At 72.3% G+C, this 18,406-nt stretch carries 17 protein-coding genes; 8 read left to right on the forward strand and 9 right to left on the reverse strand.

All coding sequences use genetic code 11. From position 1 onward, the window contains the following. Positions 1-96: 96 nt before the first annotated feature. Together ACFVYR_RS13500 and ACFVYR_RS13505 are read right to left on the reverse strand one after the other, a co-directional pair. Positions 97-1,644: a leucyl aminopeptidase gene (locus tag ACFVYR_RS13500; protein WP_384263526.1), complete on the reverse strand. Its 1,548-nt coding sequence runs from the start codon at positions 1,642-1,644 to the stop codon at positions 97-99. Between the two features lie 159 nt (positions 1,645-1,803). After that, positions 1,804-2,586 carry an adenosylcobinamide-GDP ribazoletransferase gene (locus ACFVYR_RS13505; protein WP_384263524.1) on the reverse strand — a complete coding sequence of 261 codons (783 nt, stop codon included), beginning with the start codon at positions 2,584-2,586 and terminating at the stop codon, positions 1,804-1,806. An 87-nt stretch (positions 2,587-2,673) separates the two neighbouring features. Here ACFVYR_RS13505 and ACFVYR_RS13510 point away from each other — a divergent pair, with 87 nt between their 5' ends. Then, positions 2,674-3,498: a hypothetical protein gene (locus ACFVYR_RS13510; RefSeq protein WP_384263521.1), complete on the forward strand. Its 825-nt coding sequence runs from the start codon at positions 2,674-2,676 to the stop codon at positions 3,496-3,498. A 634-nt stretch (positions 3,499-4,132) separates the two neighbouring features. On the opposite strand, the gene ACFVYR_RS13515 is transcribed toward ACFVYR_RS13510, so the two are convergent. Next, complete coding sequence (locus ACFVYR_RS13515) at positions 4,133-5,899, reverse strand: phosphatidylglycerol lysyltransferase domain-containing protein (protein ID WP_384263519.1); 1,767 nt, start codon at positions 5,897-5,899, stop codon at positions 4,133-4,135. Between the two features lie 77 nt (positions 5,900-5,976). Further along, on the reverse strand, positions 5,977-7,077 hold the full coding sequence (cobT, locus tag ACFVYR_RS13520) for a nicotinate-nucleotide--dimethylbenzimidazole phosphoribosyltransferase (protein WP_384263517.1): 1,101 nt from the start codon (positions 7,075-7,077) through the stop codon (positions 5,977-5,979). Between the two features lie 179 nt (positions 7,078-7,256). Here cobT and ACFVYR_RS13525 point away from each other — a divergent pair, with 179 nt between their 5' ends. After that, positions 7,257-8,339 (forward strand): class I SAM-dependent methyltransferase, encoded by a 1,083-nt coding sequence (locus ACFVYR_RS13525; RefSeq protein WP_384263514.1) that lies wholly within the window; start codon positions 7,257-7,259, stop codon positions 8,337-8,339. 31 nt (positions 8,340-8,370) lie between these two features. Here ACFVYR_RS13525 and ACFVYR_RS13530 read toward each other — a convergent pair whose 3' ends face one another. Continuing rightward, positions 8,371-9,597, reverse strand: coding sequence for a bifunctional adenosylcobinamide kinase/adenosylcobinamide-phosphate guanylyltransferase (locus ACFVYR_RS13530; protein ID WP_384263512.1), 1,227 nt, complete (start codon positions 9,595-9,597; stop codon positions 8,371-8,373). 102 nt (positions 9,598-9,699) lie between these two features. Here ACFVYR_RS13530 and ACFVYR_RS13535 point away from each other — a divergent pair, with 102 nt between their 5' ends. After that, complete coding sequence (locus tag ACFVYR_RS13535; protein WP_384263510.1) at positions 9,700-9,936, forward strand: hypothetical protein; 237 nt, start codon at positions 9,700-9,702, stop codon at positions 9,934-9,936. Between the two features lie 151 nt (positions 9,937-10,087). Here ACFVYR_RS13535 and ACFVYR_RS13540 read toward each other — a convergent pair whose 3' ends face one another. The 3 genes from ACFVYR_RS13540 to ACFVYR_RS13550 all read right to left on the reverse strand — a co-directional run bounded on the left by ACFVYR_RS13540 (position 10,088) and on the right by ACFVYR_RS13550 (position 12,647). Further along, positions 10,088-11,155 carry a S1C family serine protease gene (locus ACFVYR_RS13540; protein WP_384263507.1) on the reverse strand — a complete coding sequence of 356 codons (1,068 nt, stop codon included), beginning with the start codon at positions 11,153-11,155 and terminating at the stop codon, positions 10,088-10,090. Positions 11,156-11,244: 89 nt separating this feature from the next. After that, entirely contained in the window at positions 11,245-11,952 is a 708-nt protein-coding gene (locus ACFVYR_RS13545; RefSeq protein ID WP_384263505.1) for a class I SAM-dependent methyltransferase, read from the reverse strand. A 74-nt stretch (positions 11,953-12,026) separates the two neighbouring features. Then, entirely contained in the window at positions 12,027-12,647 is a 621-nt protein-coding gene (locus tag ACFVYR_RS13550) for a DUF3043 domain-containing protein (protein ID WP_384263503.1), read from the reverse strand. Between the two features lie 302 nt (positions 12,648-12,949). On the opposite strand from ACFVYR_RS13550, the gene ACFVYR_RS13555 reads away from it, so the two are divergent. The 4 genes from ACFVYR_RS13555 (at position 12,950) to ACFVYR_RS13570 (ending at position 16,296) form a co-directional block, all read left to right on the forward strand. Next, positions 12,950-13,744 carry a PspA/IM30 family protein gene (locus ACFVYR_RS13555; RefSeq protein WP_384263500.1) on the forward strand — a complete coding sequence of 265 codons (795 nt, stop codon included), beginning with the start codon at positions 12,950-12,952 and terminating at the stop codon, positions 13,742-13,744. A gap of 26 nt (positions 13,745-13,770) precedes the next feature. Continuing rightward, positions 13,771-14,049, forward strand: coding sequence for a hypothetical protein (locus ACFVYR_RS13560; RefSeq protein ID WP_384263498.1), 279 nt, complete (start codon positions 13,771-13,773; stop codon positions 14,047-14,049). Between the two features lie 349 nt (positions 14,050-14,398). Next, complete coding sequence (locus ACFVYR_RS13565) at positions 14,399-15,619, forward strand: sensor histidine kinase (RefSeq protein WP_384263496.1); 1,221 nt, start codon at positions 14,399-14,401, stop codon at positions 15,617-15,619. After that, positions 15,616-16,296 (forward strand): response regulator, encoded by a 681-nt coding sequence (locus ACFVYR_RS13570; RefSeq protein WP_384263493.1) that lies wholly within the window; start codon positions 15,616-15,618, stop codon positions 16,294-16,296. Before ACFVYR_RS13565 ends, ACFVYR_RS13570 begins: the two co-directional genes overlap by 4 nt. 192 nt (positions 16,297-16,488) lie before the next feature. Here ACFVYR_RS13570 and nadA read toward each other — a convergent pair whose 3' ends face one another. Then, positions 16,489-17,688 (reverse strand): quinolinate synthase NadA, encoded by a 1,200-nt coding sequence (gene nadA, locus ACFVYR_RS13575; RefSeq protein ID WP_384263491.1) that lies wholly within the window; start codon positions 17,686-17,688, stop codon positions 16,489-16,491. 299 nt (positions 17,689-17,987) lie between these two features. On the opposite strand from nadA, the gene ACFVYR_RS13580 reads away from it, so the two are divergent. Beyond that, complete coding sequence (locus ACFVYR_RS13580) at positions 17,988-18,344, forward strand: iron-sulfur cluster assembly accessory protein (protein ID WP_030933606.1); 357 nt, start codon at positions 17,988-17,990, stop codon at positions 18,342-18,344. The last annotated feature ends 62 nt before the right edge of the window (positions 18,345-18,406 follow it).

Below are 18,406 nucleotides of genomic sequence, written 5' to 3' on the forward strand. Positions count from 1 at the left end.
CACCCCCGCTTACACCGTTCCGAATTCCTGCTCGGGCTACACCGGGGGCGCCCCGGCCCGCGACCGCGCCGGGGCCCCCGCCCCGACATGCTCGGATCAGCCCAGGTCGCCCGCGGCGGTGTGCTCGGCGAGACGGACCAGGGTGCGGACCGCGGTACCGGTGCCGCCCTTCGGGGTGTAGCCGAAGGGCGCGCCCTCGTGGAAGGCCGGGCCCGCGATGTCCAGGTGCGCCCAGGTGATGCCCTCGCCCACGAACTCCTGGAGGAAGAGACCGGCGACCAGGCCGCCGCCCATCCGCTCGCCCATGTTGGCGATGTCGGCGGTGGGGGAGTCCATGCCCTTGCGCAGGTCGGCGGGGAGCGGCATCGGCCACGACGGCTCACCGACCTCCTCGGCGATCTCGTGGACCGACGTACGGAAGGCGTCGTCGTTGGCCATGATGCCGAAGGTGCGGTTGCCGAGCGCCATCATCATGGCGCCGGTCAGCGTCGCCACGTCGACGATCGCGTCGGGAGCGTCCTCGGAGGCCCTGGCGATCGCGTCGGCCAGGACCAGACGGCCCTCGGCGTCGGTGTTGAGCACCTCGACGGTCTTGCCGCTGTACATCCGCAGGACGTCGCCGGGGCGGGTCGCGGAGCCGGAGGGCATGTTCTCGGCGAGCGCCAGCCAGCCGGTGACGTTCACCTCCAGGCCCAGGCGCGCGGCGGTGACCACGGCGGCGAAGACCGCGGCGGCACCGGCCATGTCGCACTTCATGGTCTCGTTGTGGCCCGCGGGCTTCAGCGAGATGCCGCCCGAGTCGTACGTGATGCCCTTGCCCACGAAGGCGAGGTGCTTCTTCGCCTTGGAGCTCGTGTACGAGAGCTTCACCAGCCGCGGCGGGGCGTCGGAGCCTGCGCCGACGCCGAGGATGCCGCCGTAGCCGCCCTTGGCGAGCGCCTTCTCGTCCAGGACCTGGACCTTGATGCCGTGCTCCTTGGCCGCGGTCTGGGCGACGGCGGCGAAGGCCTCGGGGTTGAGGTCGTTGGGCGGGGTGTTGACGAGGTCGCGGGCGCGGTTGAGCTCCTCGGCCAGGGCGGTGGCGCGCTCGACCGCGGCCTTGTGCGCCTTGTCGCGGGGCTTGGCGCCGAGCACGGTGACCTCGGCGAGCGGCGCCTTGGCGCCCCTGCCGTTCTTCTTCGCGGGCTTGGCGTCGCCCTGGTCCTTGTAGGCGTCGAAGGTGTACGCGCCGAGCAGGGCGCCCTCCGCGATGGCACCGAGGCCTTCGGCGTCCTCGACGGGCAGCGCGAACGCGGCCTTCTTCGAGCCGGACAGGGCGCGCGCGGCGACGCCCGCGGCGCGGCGCAGCGTCTCCGTGCCGTACGTCTCGTCCTTCTCAGCGACCTCGCCGAGACCGATCGCCACGACGACCGGCGCCTTGAACCCGGACGGCGCGGGAAGCTTCGTCACCTCGCCCTCACCGCCCGCGGCGCCGAGGGTCTCCAGGACGGACGCGAGCTTGCCGTCGTACGCCTTGTCCACGGCCTCGGCGCCGGGGGCGACGACCAGGCCTCCCTTGGATCCAGCGCCCTTGGCGACACCGACGACGATCGCGTCGGCACGCAGGCCGGTCGCGGCGGCGGTGCTGAGAGTCAGAGCAGTCACGGTGGTGAGGTCCTCTTTCAGTGAGTATCGGCGGGCTGTTGGGGTGGTGAGCCCGTCGCGAGCCTACGCCCGTGAGCGCTGCGGTGCGCCTCACTGTGTGTGTCCGGCGCGGTGGCGGTATGCCGGGGTTCCGCCGCAGCCGGGGCCGGGACCGGCCCGTCAGCCGAGCGCGAGCACCACGAGCGCGGCGGTCGCCGCCGTCTCCGCGAGGCCGCCGAACACGTCCCCGGTGACCCCGCCGAACCGCCGCACGCAGTGCCGCAGCAGCAACTCCGCGGTGCCCACGGCGAGGACGACGGCCGCCGCGCCGCGCACGGCCCAGGCCGCCCCCAGCAGTGCGCCCGCCGCCGCGGCCCCGCACACCACGAGCGCCGCGACGCCCAGCGCGCGGCCTCGCGGGACCACTCCGGCGACGGCGGCGCCGAGCCCCTCAGGGCGGGCCGACGGCACCCCGGTGCGGGCGGCCAGGGTGAGGGCGAGGCGCGCCGCGGTCGCCGAGACGACGGCGGCGAGTGCGCCGCGCGGCAAGGACGCCTCGTACAGCTGGCAGAAGACAGCCACTTGGGCGACGAGTACGAAGAGCAGGGTGATGACGCCGAAGGGGCCGATGTCGGACTGCTTCATGATGCGCAGCGCGTCCTCGGCGGGCCTGGCGCTGCCGAGACCGTCGGCGGTGTCGGCGAGGCCGTCCAGGTGCAGGCCCCTGGTGAGGGCGGCGGGGACGGCGGCGGTCGCGACGGCGGCGAGGAACGGGCCCGCGCCGAGCGCCGTGAGGAGGGCGCCCGCGCCGGCCGCGCAGAGACCGATCACCAGGCCGGCGAGCGGGGCGCACTGCATGCCGCCGCGTGCGGCCCCCCGGTCCCAGCGGGTGACTTCGACGGGGAGCGCGGTGAGGGTGCCGAAGGCGAAACGTATGCCGTCGGCGGGGGAGGTTCTGGACACCGCGGCAGGCTACCCCGGGGGAACGCCCCGCCCTGCGGACCACTCTTCACGGACGGAGGATGGCCGCATGGACGACTGGTGGGCCGCATGAACGACTGGTGGTACCGGAACATCGTGGAGCCGGGGAAGCTGCCCCTGCTGCTCGCGCTGCTCTCCTTCGTCGGGTCGTTCGTGGTCACCCGGACCATCACGCGGCTGATCCGGGCGGGGCGGGGGCCGTTCAGGAACATCAGGACGGGTGAGGTGCACATCCACCACGTCGTGCCGGGGGTCTTCCTGATGCTGGTCGGCGGGTTCTGGGCGGTGGCGGCGGGGCGGCACGGCGCGGGCCCCCTGTACGCCGCCGTCATCTTCGGGATCGGCGCGGGTCTCGTGCTCGACGAGTTCGCGCTGATCCTCCACCTCGACGACGTCTACTGGAGCGAGCAGGGGCGCAAGAGCGTCGAGGTCGTGATGCTCACGGCCGCCCTGGTGGTGCTCGTGCTCACCGGCTTCACACCGCTCGGCGTGAACGACCTGACCCCGATGGAGCGCCAGAACCGGGCCGCGTTCGCGCTGAACATCGGCGTCAACTGCGGCTTCGCGGTGATCGCGCTGGTCAAGGGCAAGCTGCGGACGGCCCTGATCGGCATGGTGATCCCGTTCGTGGCGCTGGTCGGCGCGGTCCGGCTCGCCCGGCCGGGGTCGGCGTGGGCGCGGCGGTTCTACCGCGGCCGGCCGCGGGCCCGCGCGCGTGCGGGGCTGCGGGCGTTCCGGCACGACCGCCGCTGGTCGGGCCCGCGCCGCAGGCTTCAGGACTGGATCGGCGGCTTCGTACCGGACCCGAAACCGGCGCCCGGTCCCGGCCCGTCGGAGCCGGATCCGTCGGACCCGTCGGACGCCGGGTCCGAGCGGGTGCCGCCGCGCCGGTGACGCGGCGCCGTGAGCGCGTACAGCACCAGCACCACGACGATGGCGGCCAGGTGCTCCCAGCCCGCGAGGTTGTCCTTGACGAGCACCTCGAGGGCCATCAGGGCGGAGACCAGGGCGGCGGTGAAGTACGCCCGGTGGCGCAGGCACACGAACACGGCGAGGCCGACGACGGCGGCCGAAGGGCCGGTGTCGACGACCTGCGCGTCGGACCCGGGGAGCCCGAGGGGGCTCCCGGGCCCCAGCGCGATGCCCACGCGCGCGTACAGCGTGCCGGCGAGGGTGGCGGCGTACCCGATGAGGAGCGTGCGCCACCACCCCAGGCAGATCTCCGCGATCCCGAAGACGAGCAGGATCTGCACGAGCGCGCCCCACACCGGCAGGTCGAGGGCGGGCACGAAGAGGGAGAGCGGCGTGCGCAGCAGCGAGAGCCAGAGCGGGTCCTCGGCGCGCACGCAGCCGATGTTCTGGACGAACTGATAGCCCCAGGACTGGTTCTGCGCGTACTGGCAGAGCGCGGTGAGACAGACCGCGGTCAGTGTCATGGGGACGGCCCGCCACCGTCGGGCGACGAGTGCGCGCCGCACCGTGGAGAAGAGGGCTCCCCACTCGGCGCGTGCGTAGCGGGCCGGCGGTCTCATCGTCTGGACTCCAGGTGTTTGCGGTGCAGCCACTTCGGCAGTCCCGGCGCTTCGAGGAAGCCCTCCGCGCGGGCGGACGCGATGCCGATGCGCGGCAGATCGACGCTCTTCTCGAAGAGAAGGAAGCGCGGTTCCCAGATCGGCCGGTACTTGGCGTTGGCCCGGTAGAGGGACTCGATCTGCCACCACCGCGAGAAGAAGCTGAGCAGCGACCGCCACAGGCGCAGGACCGGGCCCGCGCCGAGCCGTGAGCCACGTTCGAAGACCGACCTGAACATCGCGAAGTTGAGCGAGACCTGCGTGATCTCGATCTCGGGGGCGCGCTGCAGGAGTTCGATGACCATGAACTCCATCAGGCCGTTCTCGGAGTCGCGGTCACGCCGCATCAGGTCGAGGGAGAGCCCGTGCGGCCCCCACGGCACGAAGGAGAGCACCGCCCGCAACGCGCCCTCGCCGTCCGTGCATTCGAGCATCACGCACCGGCCGTCCGCCGGGTCCCCGAGCCGTCCGAGGGCCATCGAGAAGCCGCGCTCGGTCGCTCCGTCGCGCCAGTCGTCGGCGCGCCGCAGCAACTCGGCCATCTCCTCGTGCGGGATCTCCTCGTGCCGGCGGATGCGGACCGTGTACCCGGCGCGCTTGACCCGGTTGTAGGCCTGGCGGACGGTGCGCATGGCCCGCCCCTCCAGCGTGAAGTCGGCGATCTCCACGATGGCCTCGTCACCCAGCTCCAGGGCGTCGAGGCCGTGCCTGGCGTAGATCGTGCCCGCCTCCTCGCTTGCGCCCATCACCGCCGGGATCCAGCCGTGCTCACGGGCCTCGGCGAGCCAGGGCTCGATCGCGCCGGGCCACGCCTCCGGGTCCCCGATGGGGTCGCCGGAGGCCAGCGAGACCCCGCCGACGACGCGGTAGGCGACGGCCGCCTTGCCGGTGGGCGACCAGACGACGCTCTTCTCGCGGCGCAGCGAGAAGTAGCCGAGCGAGTCGCGGTCGCCGTGCCGGTCGAGCAGCACGCGCAGCCGTTCCTCGTCCCCCTCGGTGAGCGGGTCGACGGCGCGGCGGGAGCGGAAGGCGGCGTACAGGACGGCGCAGAGCAGCAGCGCGCTCAGGACGTTGATGGTGACGTTGACCCAGCCGGGCGTCGCGATGCCCTCGAAGCGCTTGTCGTCGGCGGCCAGCGAGACCAGCCGCATGACGCCGTAGCGCCAGCGGTCCAGGAAGGTCGAGCGGTAGTCGTCGTGGGCGTGGTTGGTGACGGTGACGAGCAGCGTGGCGAGCAGCGAGGTCACCAGGAGCCCGCCGACCGCGACGGCCGACGCCAGCTTGGGGTTGGCGCGGTCGCCCTTGGCGTAGAACTCCCTGCGCCCGGCGATCAGCGCCGCGACGAACGCGGCGGTCAGCCCGAGCGAGATCCAGTTCTGCGCGTACGCACGGATCTCCGGGAAGATCATCGCGAAGGCGAAGAGCAGCAGGAAGAGCCCGCCGAGCACGAGGTTGAGGATCCATGCGGCACGCTTGCGGCGCCGCATGGTGATCGCCAGGAAGAGCGTGAACGCCCCCGAGGCGAAGCCCGCGGTCAGCAGGTACGGCGTGAAGAGGTTCTCCGTGTTGTGCTGGCGCAGATCCTGCCCGAGGGAGACCCAGACCGCGCTCAGGAAGTTGATGAACGTGACGGCCCGGAGGTACCAGACGGCGAATCCGGCGGCACGGCGCTGTATGACGGTGTGTTCTCTCGGTCGCCCGGCGACGAGCTGCTCATCTCCCATGAAAAGGGATCATATGGGCAACGGGAGGTACCCCTGTCGCGGGCGGGTGTCCCGTCGGCGGAACGAACGGGCAGTGCCTACTCGGCGGGCGGTACCGAAGCCTCCGTTTCCGGCGCCGCAGGCTCCAGCTCCAGCTCCCGCTCAGGCAACTCCGCCGACAACGCCGCCGCGGCCCGCACCAACGGCAGCGCCAGCAACGCGCCCGCCCCCTCGCCGATCTTCACGCCGTGCGCGAGCAGCGGGTCGAGCGCCATCCGGTCGAGCGCCTTGGCCTGCGCGGGCTCCCCGCTGTCGTGGCCCGCAAGCCACCAGTCCGGCGCCCGGAAGGCGACCCGCTGGGCCACCAGCGCGGCCGCCGACGCCACGACGCCGTCGAGGATCACCGGCGTACGCCGTACCGCGCACTGCAGCAGGAACCCGGTCATCGCGGCCAGATCGGCGCCGCCCACCGCCGCGAGCAGCTCCAGCTGATCGCCCAGCACGGGCCGGGCCCGCCGCAGCGCGTCCCGCACGGCCGCGCACTTGCGCATCCAGGCCAGGTCGTCGATGGGCTCACCGCCCCGCCCGGTCACCACGGACGCGTCGGTCCCGCACAACGCGGCGACCAGCGTCGCGGCGGCCGTCGTGCCGCCCACGCTGATGTCGCCGAGCACGACCAGATCGGTGCCGGAGTCCGCCTCCTCGTCGGCGACGGCCATGCCCGCGCGGACCGCCCGCTCCGCCTCCTCCGAGGTCAGCGCGTCCTCGATGTCGATACGCCCGGAGCCGCGCCGCACCCGGTGCCCCGCCACCTCGGCGGGCAGCTCGGCCGGATCGCAGTCCAGAGCCATGTCGACGACCCGTACGGGGACGTCGAGGCGGCGCGCGAGGACGGCCGCGGGGCTCTCACCGGCGAGTACGGAACGCACGAGAGTGGCGGCGCTTCCCGCGGGCCGCGCCGAGACGCCGAGCTCGCAGACGCCGTGGTCGCCCGCGAACAGCACCGCGCGCGGTCGCTCCACCGGCCGCACCGGCACGGCCGACTGGGCCGCCGAGAGCCATTCGCCGAGTTCGTCGAGGCGGCCGAGCGAACCGGGCGGCACGCTCTGCCGCGCCCTGCGTTCCTCGGCGTCGCGGCGCACCCCGCCGTCGGGCCGCTCGATCAGGTCGGTGAAGTCGTCGAGATTCAGCGAGCTCATTCGGCGAACAGTACCGAAAGCGGTGGCGATGCCGCTCGAACGGTGCATGGCGGCCCCATCTGGGCGGGAATGCTCCCTTGGGTCGCCTTAGATCCCCTTAGGTCCTTTGTTGTAGAGGATTGTCGTACTAGACAACGTTTCACATGATTCCCAGGCTCCTACGCTCCAGGAGTACGACCATGACCACGGACGCCGCCCGACAGGTCGCCGCCCGGCGCCCCGCCTACCTCGCCGAACTCGCCCGGGGAACCGAGCGCTTCCACGAACCCCGCCGCACCGACTGCCCCTGGTGCGGCTCCGAGCGGCTGCGGGTGCGGCTGCGCACCACCGACCTGATCCAGCACAAGCCGGGCAGCTTCACCCTCGTCCGGTGCGGCGACTGCGCCCACACCTTCCAGAACCCGCGCCTGACCCCGGCGGGCCTGGACTTCTACCACCGGGACCCCCGGGACGGGATCGGCGGCAGGGAACCGGTGCGGCCGTTCGGCGCCGGGTCCGGCACGAAGCGCCGCCTCGCCGCCGCCCGCGCCCTCGCCGCGTTCGACGAACCCGAGTGCTGGCTGGACGTCGACACCGGCGCAGGGCACTTCCCCGCAGTGGCCGCGCAGGTCCTGCCGTACACCTCGTTCGACGGCCTCGACCGCGGCGTGGGCATCGAGAAGGCGGTGCGGGCCGGCCGCGTAGAGGAGGGGCACCAGGGGTCCCTGACGGACCTCGCGGGGCTGCTCGCGGGCCGCTACGACGCGTTGAGCATGTTCCACAGCCTGCAGCGCAGCCCGGACCCACGCGCGGAACTCAAGGCCGCGAGAACCGTGCTGCGCCCCGGCGGCCACCTCTTGATCGAGGCCCCCGACCCCGAGTGCCGCTTCGCCGGGCTGCTCGGCAAGTGGTGGGCGTCGTACCACCAGCCGCGCCACCTGCACCTCGTGCCGCTCGCCAACCTCCGCGCGGAGCTCACGGAGCTGGGCTTCACGGTCGTCGCCGTCGAACGCCGCACGCCGCACGCCCCCGCCGACCTGAGCGCGGCGGTGGCGCTCTTCCTCAACTGCCGCATGCCGAAGCCCGACGTCCCGTGGCGGGCCAGGCCCGCGCCCCCGCTCCAGCTGAGGCTGCGCCGGGCCGCGCGGTGGGCCGCCGTGCCGGTGGTGGCGCTGGCCCGCGCCCTGGACACGGTCCTCTCACCGCTGCTCACCCGCGTGGGCTTCGCCAACACCTACCGGGTCATCGCGCGCAGGGGCGACGAGTCGACGTATGCCCAATAGCCCCCGGCCACCAGCCCCCGGCCCCCACGTATCAGCCGCGCAACAGCACGGCCTGCCCCGCCACGAGGAGCAGCACATGCTCGCACTCGGCGGCGAACGTGGCGTTCAGGCGGCCCAGTTCGTCGCGGTAGCGGCGGCCCGACGCGGTCGCGGGGACGATTCCTGAGCCGACCTCGTTCGAGACGGCGACGACCGTGCGCCGGGTGGCACGCACCGCGTCCGCGAGCTCGGCGACCCGCCCCCGCAGCGCCCGCTCGCCGCCGCCCGCCCACTCGGCGTCGTCCCACGCCTTCACCTCGTCCATGACGTGGGTCAGCCACAGCGACAGGCAGTCGATGAGCAGCGGCGGCCCGTCCTGCGCGAGCAGCGGCACCAGGTCGCAGGTCTCGGCGGTCCGCCAGGAGCCGGGGCGCCGCTCGCGGTGCACGCTCACCCGCCGGGCCCACTCCGTGTCACCGCTCCTGGTCCCGCCGGTCGCCACGTACAGGACGTCGGGAAAGGCCTCCAGGCGCCGCTCGGCCTCCACCGACTTGCCCGAACGGGCGCCGCCGAGGACGAGGGTGCGGCGCGGTACGTCCGGTACGTCCTCGTAGGCCCCGACCACGAGCGTCGACCCGTCCGGCACGGCCCGCGCCCCCGCCGCGGCCAGCCGGCGCGTCAGCTCCGCGCCGGGTGGCGCCTCGTGGCCGATGTGCACCGCGATCACGTCGGTGGTGGCGCCGATGGCCCCGGCCGTGCGCAGCCGGGCGAGCCCGTCGGGGCGCCCGACGACATCGGCGAGCACCATCTCGTACGGTGTCTGCCCGCCGTTGCCCGGGGCGGCGCCGTTCCCCTCGGTGATCCCCGCGGCGGCGCCGCCGGGCGGCAGGTACAGCAGCCGTTCGCCGTCGGGCCCCGTCACCTCGTACCCGGAGCCGGGCGCGTCGAGGGCCACCGCGCGCACCCGGTGGCCGGTGAGCAGTGCCAGCTCACGCCCGTCGGCGACCCGGCCCGGCTGCGGGAGGCCCGCGGGGACCTCGACGGCGGGTCCGTCGTGCGGATGGGAGAGCAGGACCTGGCGCACTCCGCCGAGCGAGTGCCCGGCGCGGGCCGCCGCGAGGGCCGCGCCGGGGGTGAGGTCGAGCAGCAGGACGCCGTCCACCAGGAGGGCGGTCGCGGCCCGCGCCGCACCGCCCAGCGCGGTCGCGCAGGCCGCGCAGGGGCAGTCGGGCAGGGGCAGACCACCGGGGGCGCCGGTGCCGAGCAGAGTCAGTTCCACACGAAGATCCTCCCGCGTCGGGTCCAGCGCCGCGCGCCCGGCTACGCTTCAAGCGCATGCAGGCGGTTCTCATACCGCACACGGGACCTTCGGGAGGCTGACATGGCGGCATGGACGTGGCGGTTCGAGAAGGCGGACGGGACGGAGGTCCAGCCCGCGGTGCAGCCCGAGGAGTTCACCACGCAGGGGGACGCCGAGTCCTGGGTCGGTGAGTACTGGAAGGAACTGTCCGAGGGCGGCGCCGACCAGGTGTCCCTCTTCGAGGACGCGAACAAGATCTACGGGCCGATGAGCCTGCAGGCGGACGACGCACAGGACACGGAGGACGCTTCGGCGTAAGCGGTCACGCGGCGCTCCACGCAGCACACGGAGGACGCTTCGGCGTAAGCCGTCAGGCGGCGCTCCACGCAGCACACGCCCCGAGGGAGGCGGCAGCCGAATCCGGCCGCCGCCTCTCGCGCGTCGCGTGCCCTGGCCCTCGCCCCGGCCCTCACATCTCCCCGAGCGTGACATCGGCCGTCTTCTCGGAGCCGTCACGCACGTACGTGACCTTCGTCTTCTGGCCGGGCTCGGCCGCGGCGAGTGCCTCGGAGAGGGAGTTGATCGTGGTGATGTCCGTGCCGCCGAGCCCCGTGATGATGTCCCCGGCCCGCAGGCCCGCCTCGGCCGCGGCGCCGCCCTGCCGCGTCTCGGCCACGGCGACCCCGGCGGGCCGGTAGTCGTCGTCGAGGACGGTGCGGCCGGTGATGCCGAGCGCGGCCCGCCCCGAGTCGGTGACCTTGCCGTCCTTGACGATCTGGTCGGCGACGGTGCGCACCATCGAGGACGGGATGGCGAAGCCGATGCCGGGCGCCGCGCCGTTCCCCATCTCGGGATCGCTCGCGGCGAGCGTGGGGATGCCGATGACCTTCCCGTCGAGACCGACGAGCGCGCCGCCGCTGTTGCCCGGGTTGATCGCGGCCGACGTCTGCACCATGTTGGCGATGGTGGCCCCTGTGCCGCCGCCGGTGCGGCCCTCGCTGACGGTGCGTCCGGTGGCCGAGACGATGCCCTGGGTCACGCTGGAGGAGAGGCCGAGCGGGGAGCCCATGGCGAGGACGATCTGCCCGACCTCGGCCTTGGCCGAGTCACCGAACTCCGCGGCCTTCAACCCCTTCGGCACGTCGCCCACCTTGATGACGGCGAGGTCCTGCTCGGGGTAGCTCGCGACGAGCGTGGCGCTCAGGGCCTGCTCGCCGGTGGCCGTGGTCACCTTGAAGCGCTTCTCCTTGCCCACCACATGGGCGTTGGTGACGATGTGCCCCTTGCCGTCGTAGACGACCCCGGAGCCGAGGCTGTCACCGGCGTCCACCTGGACGACCGACGGCAGGACGTCCTTGATCACCTTCTGGTAGTCGTCCTGAAGATCGCTCGCGGCGGCCGGCGCGGCCTGCGTGGTGGACCTGCCGGAGCCGCCGGAATCGGAGGAGGAGCAGCCGCCCACGAGGGCGAGAGCGGCGACGCACGCCAAGGTGGCAGCGGGGTTACGTGAGGCAGCGGGGATACGTGAGGCAGTCATGCCCCGAGTGTCGGATTCGTCGTCCCGAGGCGCCCAGACTTAGGGGGCCGAACAGGCGTCACCGGCCCGGTCGCCCCCCCCAGGACCCGCTAGTCCCGCACTCCGCACAGGTGCAGCAGCGCGGCCACCCGCCGGTAGGGATCGGTCCGCCCCGCCCGCTCCTCCGCGGCGAGCAGCGCCTCGAGCTCCCACTCCGGGGGCAGCGGCGTCCCGTCGGCCACGGTGTCCGTGAAGACCCGCACGCCGTACCAGACCTGCAGCGGCGCCGCGATCCCCGCCAGCGTGGAGGTCAGCGCGTCGAGCCGGTCCGCGCGGGCGTCGATCCCCAGCCGGTTGCGGTACGTGGTGGAGTCGAAGGCGGCGAGCGCCCCCGCCCAGTCCCCGGCGATGCCGGGCCGCATGGCCAGCGCCTCCGCGTTGCGCACGAGCAGCGAGAGCAGCCCGCCGGGCGCCAGCATCCGGGCGAGTCCGGCGAGGAGCGCGTCGGGCTCCTCGACGTACATCAGTACGCCGTGGCAGAGCACCACGTCGAAGCTGCCGGGCAGGAAGTGCACCCCGGTCTGGTGTCCGTCGCCCTCGACGATCCGCACCCGCCCCCGGATGCCCTCGGGCTCCGCGGCGAGCGCCGTACGCGCACTGGCGATCATGGCCGGGTCCTGCTCGACGCCCGTGACCTTGTGACCGGCGCGGGCGAGCCGCAGCGCCTGCGTGCCCTGGCCCATGCCGACGTCGAGTATCCGCAGCCGCTGCCCCACGGGGAAGCGCGCGACTATCTGCTCGTCGAGCTGGCGGGCCACCAGCTCCTGCCGGACGGCATTGCGCAGGCCGCCCAGCTTCTCCAGCCAGGCGCCGGCCCCGCCGGTGAATCCGCTCAGGGCCGCTCTCCGCGCTTGACCTGCGGCTTGGGCAGCCGCAGCCGACGCATCTGGAGCGTGCGCATGAGGGCGTACGCGACGGCGCCCTTCCGGTTCTCGTCCGGGAAGCGCTCGGCGAGACGCTTCTTCAGGCGGAACGCGGTGACGACCGAGTCGACGATGATCAGGACGATCACGAAGAGCCAGAGCAGCAGCGCGATGTTCTGCAGCTGGGGCACGCGGACGATGCTCAGGACGAGGATGATCACCGCGAGCGGCAGGAAGTACTCGGCGATGCAGAAGCGCGAGTCCACGAAGTCGCGCGCGAACTTGCGCACGGGACCCTTGTCACGGGCGGGCAGGAACCGCTCGTCACCGCTGGCAAGCGCCTCGCGCTGCTTCGCCATCTGGGTGCGGCGCTCGTCGCGCTGCCGCTTGGCGGCCTCCTTGCGCGACGACGGCGTGTTCGTCACGCTGCGGCGCTGCGACTGGGCCATGGCGCGCTTGGGGGTGGGGCGGCCCTTGGGGGCCTGCGGGTCACGGGGCTGCTTGGAGTCGGTCACCGGCGCGGCCGGGGCCTTCTCTTCCTTGGATCGGCTACGGAACACAAAAGCCAAGGGTACGGGGTGCCCAGGCATGGACGTCGGCCAGGCGGGGAACGATCCGGCAACGCCGGGCGTCTTGATTTATGTGCCTAAGGGGACGTAGCAGGCGGTATGCGGCAGGAGCCGAGGTGTGCCGTGCGGGATGTTCCGAGGCGCGTGGGGCCGGTTCGCAGGGGCGCACCTACTCCTTACGCCGGAGCGGCGCCGTCGGCAGTCGTCCTTGGGGATGAGCGCATCGGCCCGCGAACAGTGCGGTAATGGATGCAGGGCCCGTACTGTGGGTTCTGAGCAGTACCTGGAGCTGGAAGTCCGTCAGAAGGGGGCGCGCGAAGCCCATGAGCGGTGTCATGAAGCGTATGGGGATGATCTTCCGCGCGAAGGCGAACAAGGCCCTTGACCGGGCCGAGGACCCGCGCGAAACCCTCGATTACTCGTATCAGAAACAGCTGGAGCTGCTGCAGAAGGTCCGCCGTGGAGTCGCCGACGTGGCGACCTCCCGCAAGCGCCTCGAACTGCAGCTGACCCAGCTCCAGAAGCAGTCGTCGACCCTGGAGGACCAGGGCCGCAAGGCGCTCGCCCTCGGCCGCGAGGACCTGGCCCGCGAGGCCCTGTCCCGCCGTGCCGCGCTCCAGCAGCAGGTGACGGACCTGGAGACGCAGCACCAGACGCTCCAGGGCGAGGAGGAGAAGCTCACTCTGGCGGCGCAGCGGCTCCAGGCCAAGGTCGACGCCTTCCGCACGAAGAAGGAGACGATCAAGGCGACGTACACCGCCGCCCAGGCCCAGACCCGGATCGGCGAGGCCTTCTCCGGCATCTCCGAGGAGATGGGCGACGTCGGCATGGCGATCCAGCGCGCCGAGGACAAGACCGCGCAGCTCCAGGCGCGGGCCGGCGCGATCGACGAACTGCTCGCCTCCGGTGCCCTCGACGACTCCTCCGGACTGGCCAAGGACGACATCCAGTCCGAGCTGGACCGCCTCTCGGGTGGTACTGATGTAGAGCTGGAACTGCAGCGCATGAAGGCGGAGCTCGCCGGAGGTTCCAGCAGCGGGCAGCAGGCGATCGAGGGCGGCCAGGGTCGTCCCCAGTCGCAGCAGCCGCAGGACACCCCGCGCTTCGACAAGCAGTAGCCCTACGCACGTCCGAGGAGGACGACATGATCGTACGGATCATGGGGGAGGGGCAGGTGGAGCTGGCCGACAGCCACTTCGCCGAACTGAATGTGCTGGACGACGAGCTGCTCGACGAGATGGAGCGCGGCGACGGCCCCGGCTTCCGCCGCACGCTGCACGCCCTCCTGGACAAGGTCCAGGAACTCGGCACCCCCCTCCCGGACGACGCCCTCGAACCCTCAGAACTGATCCTCCCCGCCCCGGACGCGACCCTGGACGAGGTAAGAACCATGCTGAGCGACGACGGCTTGATCCCCGGCTGACCCCGAGCCCACCAACTGGCAGCGCCCCGCAAGGGGCGCACCCCCAGGGGCGCGGGGAACTGCGCGCTCAACCCCCACAAGACCCGCAGCAAAAAGCAGCCCAAGCCACCCCCCAGGGGCGCGGGGAACTGCGCGCTCAACCCCCCAAGACCCGCAGCGAAAACCAGCCCAAGCCACCCCCTAGGGGCGCGGGGAACTGCGCACCCAGCCCCATACAACCCGCACCCGCAAAGCCAGCCCCCTCCAGCCCCCTCCAGCACCCTTAAGCCCCACCCCCCAAACCCCCGCCCGGCGGGCCAGTACCCAAGACCCGCTCCAGCCGGCCGCCAGGCCCCCGTACGGTTGAGCGGTGACCACACTCGTCCGAGGCCGCGGCTGGGCCAAATCGCACCCGCTGGCCGTGGACGCCGTCCTCGCCACCGCCGTCCTCGTCTGCATGGTCGTCGGCTCCTTCGCCGAGCCCTACGGGGAACACGGCCCCACCTGGGGCACCCGTACCCCCGACGCCCCCAGCCTGCTCCTGATGGCGCTCGGCGCCCTCGCCCTGGTCCTGCGTCGCCGCGCCCCGTGGTCCGTCCTCGCCGCGACCTGCGCCGCCTCCATCGTCGAGCTGCTCACCGGCGAACCCCGCGCCCCCGTCGTGATGTGCGCCGTCATCGCGCTGTTCACCGTCGCGTCCACCACGGACCGCTCCACGACCTGGCGGATCGGCCTGGTCACGATGGCCGGGCTGACCGGCGTCGCGATGCTCTCGGGGCCGCTGCCCTGGTACGCGCAGGAAAACCTCGGCATCTTCGCCTGGACCGGCATGGCCGCCGCCGCGGGCGACGCGGTGCGCAGCCGCCGCGCCTTCGTGGACGCCATAAGGGAGCGCGCCGAGCGGGCGGAACGCACGCGGGAGGAGGAGGCCAGGCGCCGTGTCGCCGAGGAGCGCCTGCGGATCGCCCGCGACCTGCACGACGTGGTCGCCCACCACATTGCCCTGGTCAACGTGCAGGCGGGCGTCGCCGCGCACGTCATGGACAAGCGGCCCGACCAGGCCAAGGAGGCCCTCTCGCACGTACGGGACGCCAGCCGCTCCGCGCTCAACGAACTCCGCGCCACCGTCGGCCTGTTGCGGCAGAGCGGCGACCCCGAGGCGCCCACCGAACCGGCCCCCGGCCTGCACCGCCTCGACGAGCTCGTGGAGTCGTTCCGCAACGCGGGGCTGCCCGTGGAGGTGGCCCTCGGCCAGGTCGGTCTCGATCTGGCCGCGGCCGTCGACCTCGCCGCGTTCCGGATCATCCAGGAGGCGCTGACCAATGTGCAGAAGCACGCGGGGCAGGAGGCCAAGGCCGAGGTGAGCGTCGTCCGGGTGGGGCCGAACGTGGAGGTCACCGTCATCGACGACGGCCCCGGCCACGACGGGACGGACGAGCGGAACACCGACGGCGGCGGCCACGGCCTCATCGGCATGCGCGAACGCGTCACGGCGCTCGGCGGCAGCTGCACGGCGGGCCCCCGCTACGGCGGAGGGTTCCGCGTCCATGCGATCCTGCCCGTCACCACGGCAAAGGGAGGGACCGCGTGACGATCCGCGTACTGCTCGCCGACGACCAGGCGTTGCTGCGCAGCGCGTTCAAGGTGCTCGTCGACTCCGAGGCCGACATGGAGGTGGTCGGCGAGGCGTCCGACGGTGCCCAGGCGGTGCAGCTCGCCAGGTCGGAGCGGGCCGATGTGGTCCTGATGGACATCCGGATGCCCGGCACGGACGGCCTCGCCGCCACCCGCATGATCAGCGCCGACCCGGCGCTGGCCCATGTGCGCGTGGTGATGCTGACGACGTTCGAGGTCGACGAGTACGTGGTGCAGTCGCTGCGCGCGGGCGCCTCCGGGTTCCTCGGCAAGGGCGCGGAACCGGACGAACTGCTCGGCGCCATCCGGATCGCGGCGGCCGGCGAGGCGCTGCTCTCCCCGGTGGCCACCAAGGGCCTGATTGCCAAGTTCCTCGCGCAGGGCGACGGCCTGGACGGCGACATGCCGGTGCGCGGCGAGCGGCTCGACGCGCTGACCGGCCGCGAGCGCGAGGTCCTCGTCCAGGTCGCGGGCGGCCACTCGAACGACGAGATCGCCGAGCGCCTCGAAGTCAGCCCGCTCACCGTGAAGACCCACGTGAACCGCGCGATGGCGAAGCTCGGCGCCCGCGACCGGGCGCAACTCGTCGTGATCGCGTACGAATCGGGCCTGGTCCGTCCGCGGGTGGAGTGACACGAGAGGCGGCGTACGACGCCCTCGGAAGCAGACTTGTCGCGCGGCGCGCAGAGCCACGGAGCGCAGAGCCACGGAGCGCAGAGCCACAGAGCGCAGAGCCACAGAGCGCAGAGCGCTGGGAACGAGTAAGGGGCACCCGCAATAGCGGGCGCCCCTTACGAGAAGAGCGACAGACCAAGAGCGACAGACCTACGGCAGCGCCAGCATCCGCTCCAGCGCCAGCTTCGCGAACTGCTCCGTTTCCCGGTCGACCTCGATCCGGTTGACCAGCTTGCCCTCGGCCAGCGACTCCAGTGTCCAGACCAGGTGCGGCAGGTCGATCCGGTTCATGGTCGAGCAGAAGCAGACCGTCTTGTCGAGGAAGACGATTTCCTTGTCCTCGGCGGCGAAACGGTTCGCCAGGCGGCGTACGAGATTCAGCTCGGTCCCGATGGCCCACTTGGAACCGGCGGGGGCCGCCTCAAGGGTCTGGATGATGTGCTCCGTGGAGCCCACGTAGTCCGCCGCGGCCACGACCTCGTGCTTGCACTCGGGGTGCACCAGGACGTTCACGCCGGGAATCCGCGCGCGTACATCCTCCACGGACTCCAGCGAGAAGCGCCCGTGCACCGAGCAGTGCCCGCGCCACAGGATCATCTTCGCGTCGCGCAGCTGCTCGGGCGTCAGGCCGCCGTTCGGCTTGTGCGGGTTGTAGACCACGCAGTCGTCGAGCGAGAAGCCCATGTCGCGGACCGCCGTGTTGCGCCCGAGGTGCTGGTCGGGCAGGAACAGCACCTTCGTCGCACCGGGCTCCCCCTGCCCGAAGGCCCACTCCAGGGCGCGCTTGGCGTTGGAGGACGTGCAGATCGTGCCGCCGTGCTTGCCGGTGAAGGCCTTGATGTCGGCGGAGGAGTTCATGTACGAGACGGGCACGACCTGCTCGGCTATCCCGGCCTCGGTCAGCACGTCCCAGCACTCGGCGACCTGGTCGGCGGTGGCCATGTCGGCCATCGAGCAGCCGGCGGCCAGGTCCGGCAGGACGACCTTCTGGTCGTCCGTCGTCAGGATGTCCGCGGACTCGGCCATGAAGTGCACGCCGCAGAAGACGATGTACTCGGCGTCGGGCCGGGCGGCCGCGTCACGCGCCAGCTTGAAGGAGTCGCCGGTGACGTCCGCGAACTGGATGACCTCGTCGCGCTGGTAGTGGTGGCCCAGCACGAAGACCTTGCTCCCGAGCCTCTCCTTGGCGGCGCGGGCGCGCTCCACCAGGTCCGGGTCGGAGGGGGACGGCAGATCGCCGGGGCACTCCACGCCGCGCTCGCTCCTTGGGTCGGCCTCGCGGCCGAGCAGCAGCAGAGCGAGCGGCGTGGGCTGGACATCGAGGTCCACGGGGGACTGGGCGGTGGTCACGACACGCACCCTTTCTGATCTGTGTATGCGCGGCGGAGCCGCTCCGGTGGAGCCGGGGGCTGGCACCGGGGATCCTTTTCGTCGATTTGACGTTATCTATCATATCCGCTTCACGTCAGTTTGACGATGGCCATAGTGTCGATGTGACGCATTCGCCGTCGCCCAGTCCGGTGTCCCGCTCGACGCCATGTGCGAGCATGAAGGGGCAAGGACGTAAGCGCTCGGCCCGGAATGAATCCGCGGCCCCGCCGGTTGCAACCGTCGGCAAGCAGTCTCCGTACAACCCGGGAGAGAAGCAGATGTCCGTATCGGACGAGACCACCACCGTGAGCGACGGCATCCTCCTGTCGGACGCCGCCGCGGCCAAGGTCAAGGGCCTCCTCGAGCAGGAGGGCCGGGACGACCTGGCGCTGCGCGTCGCCGTTCAGCCCGGCGGTTGCTCGGGCCTGCGCTACCAGCTGTTCTTCGACGAGCGCTCGCTCGACGGCGACGTCGTCAAGGACTTCGACGGCGTGAAGGTCGTCACCGACCGGATGAGCGCTCCCTACCTGGGCGGCGCCTCCATCGACTTCGTGGACACCATCGAGAAGCAGGGCTTCACGATCGACAACCCGAACGCCACGGGCTCCTGCGCCTGCGGCGACTCCTTCAGCTAGACCTGTAGGCGCGCGGACGTCGTAGACGTACGTACGAAGGCGGCGGCCCCCCGGTCTTCCGG

The organism is Streptomyces sp. NPDC058284, assembly GCF_042881135.1.
Lineage (GTDB): Bacteria > Actinomycetota > Actinomycetes > Streptomycetales > Streptomycetaceae > Streptomyces.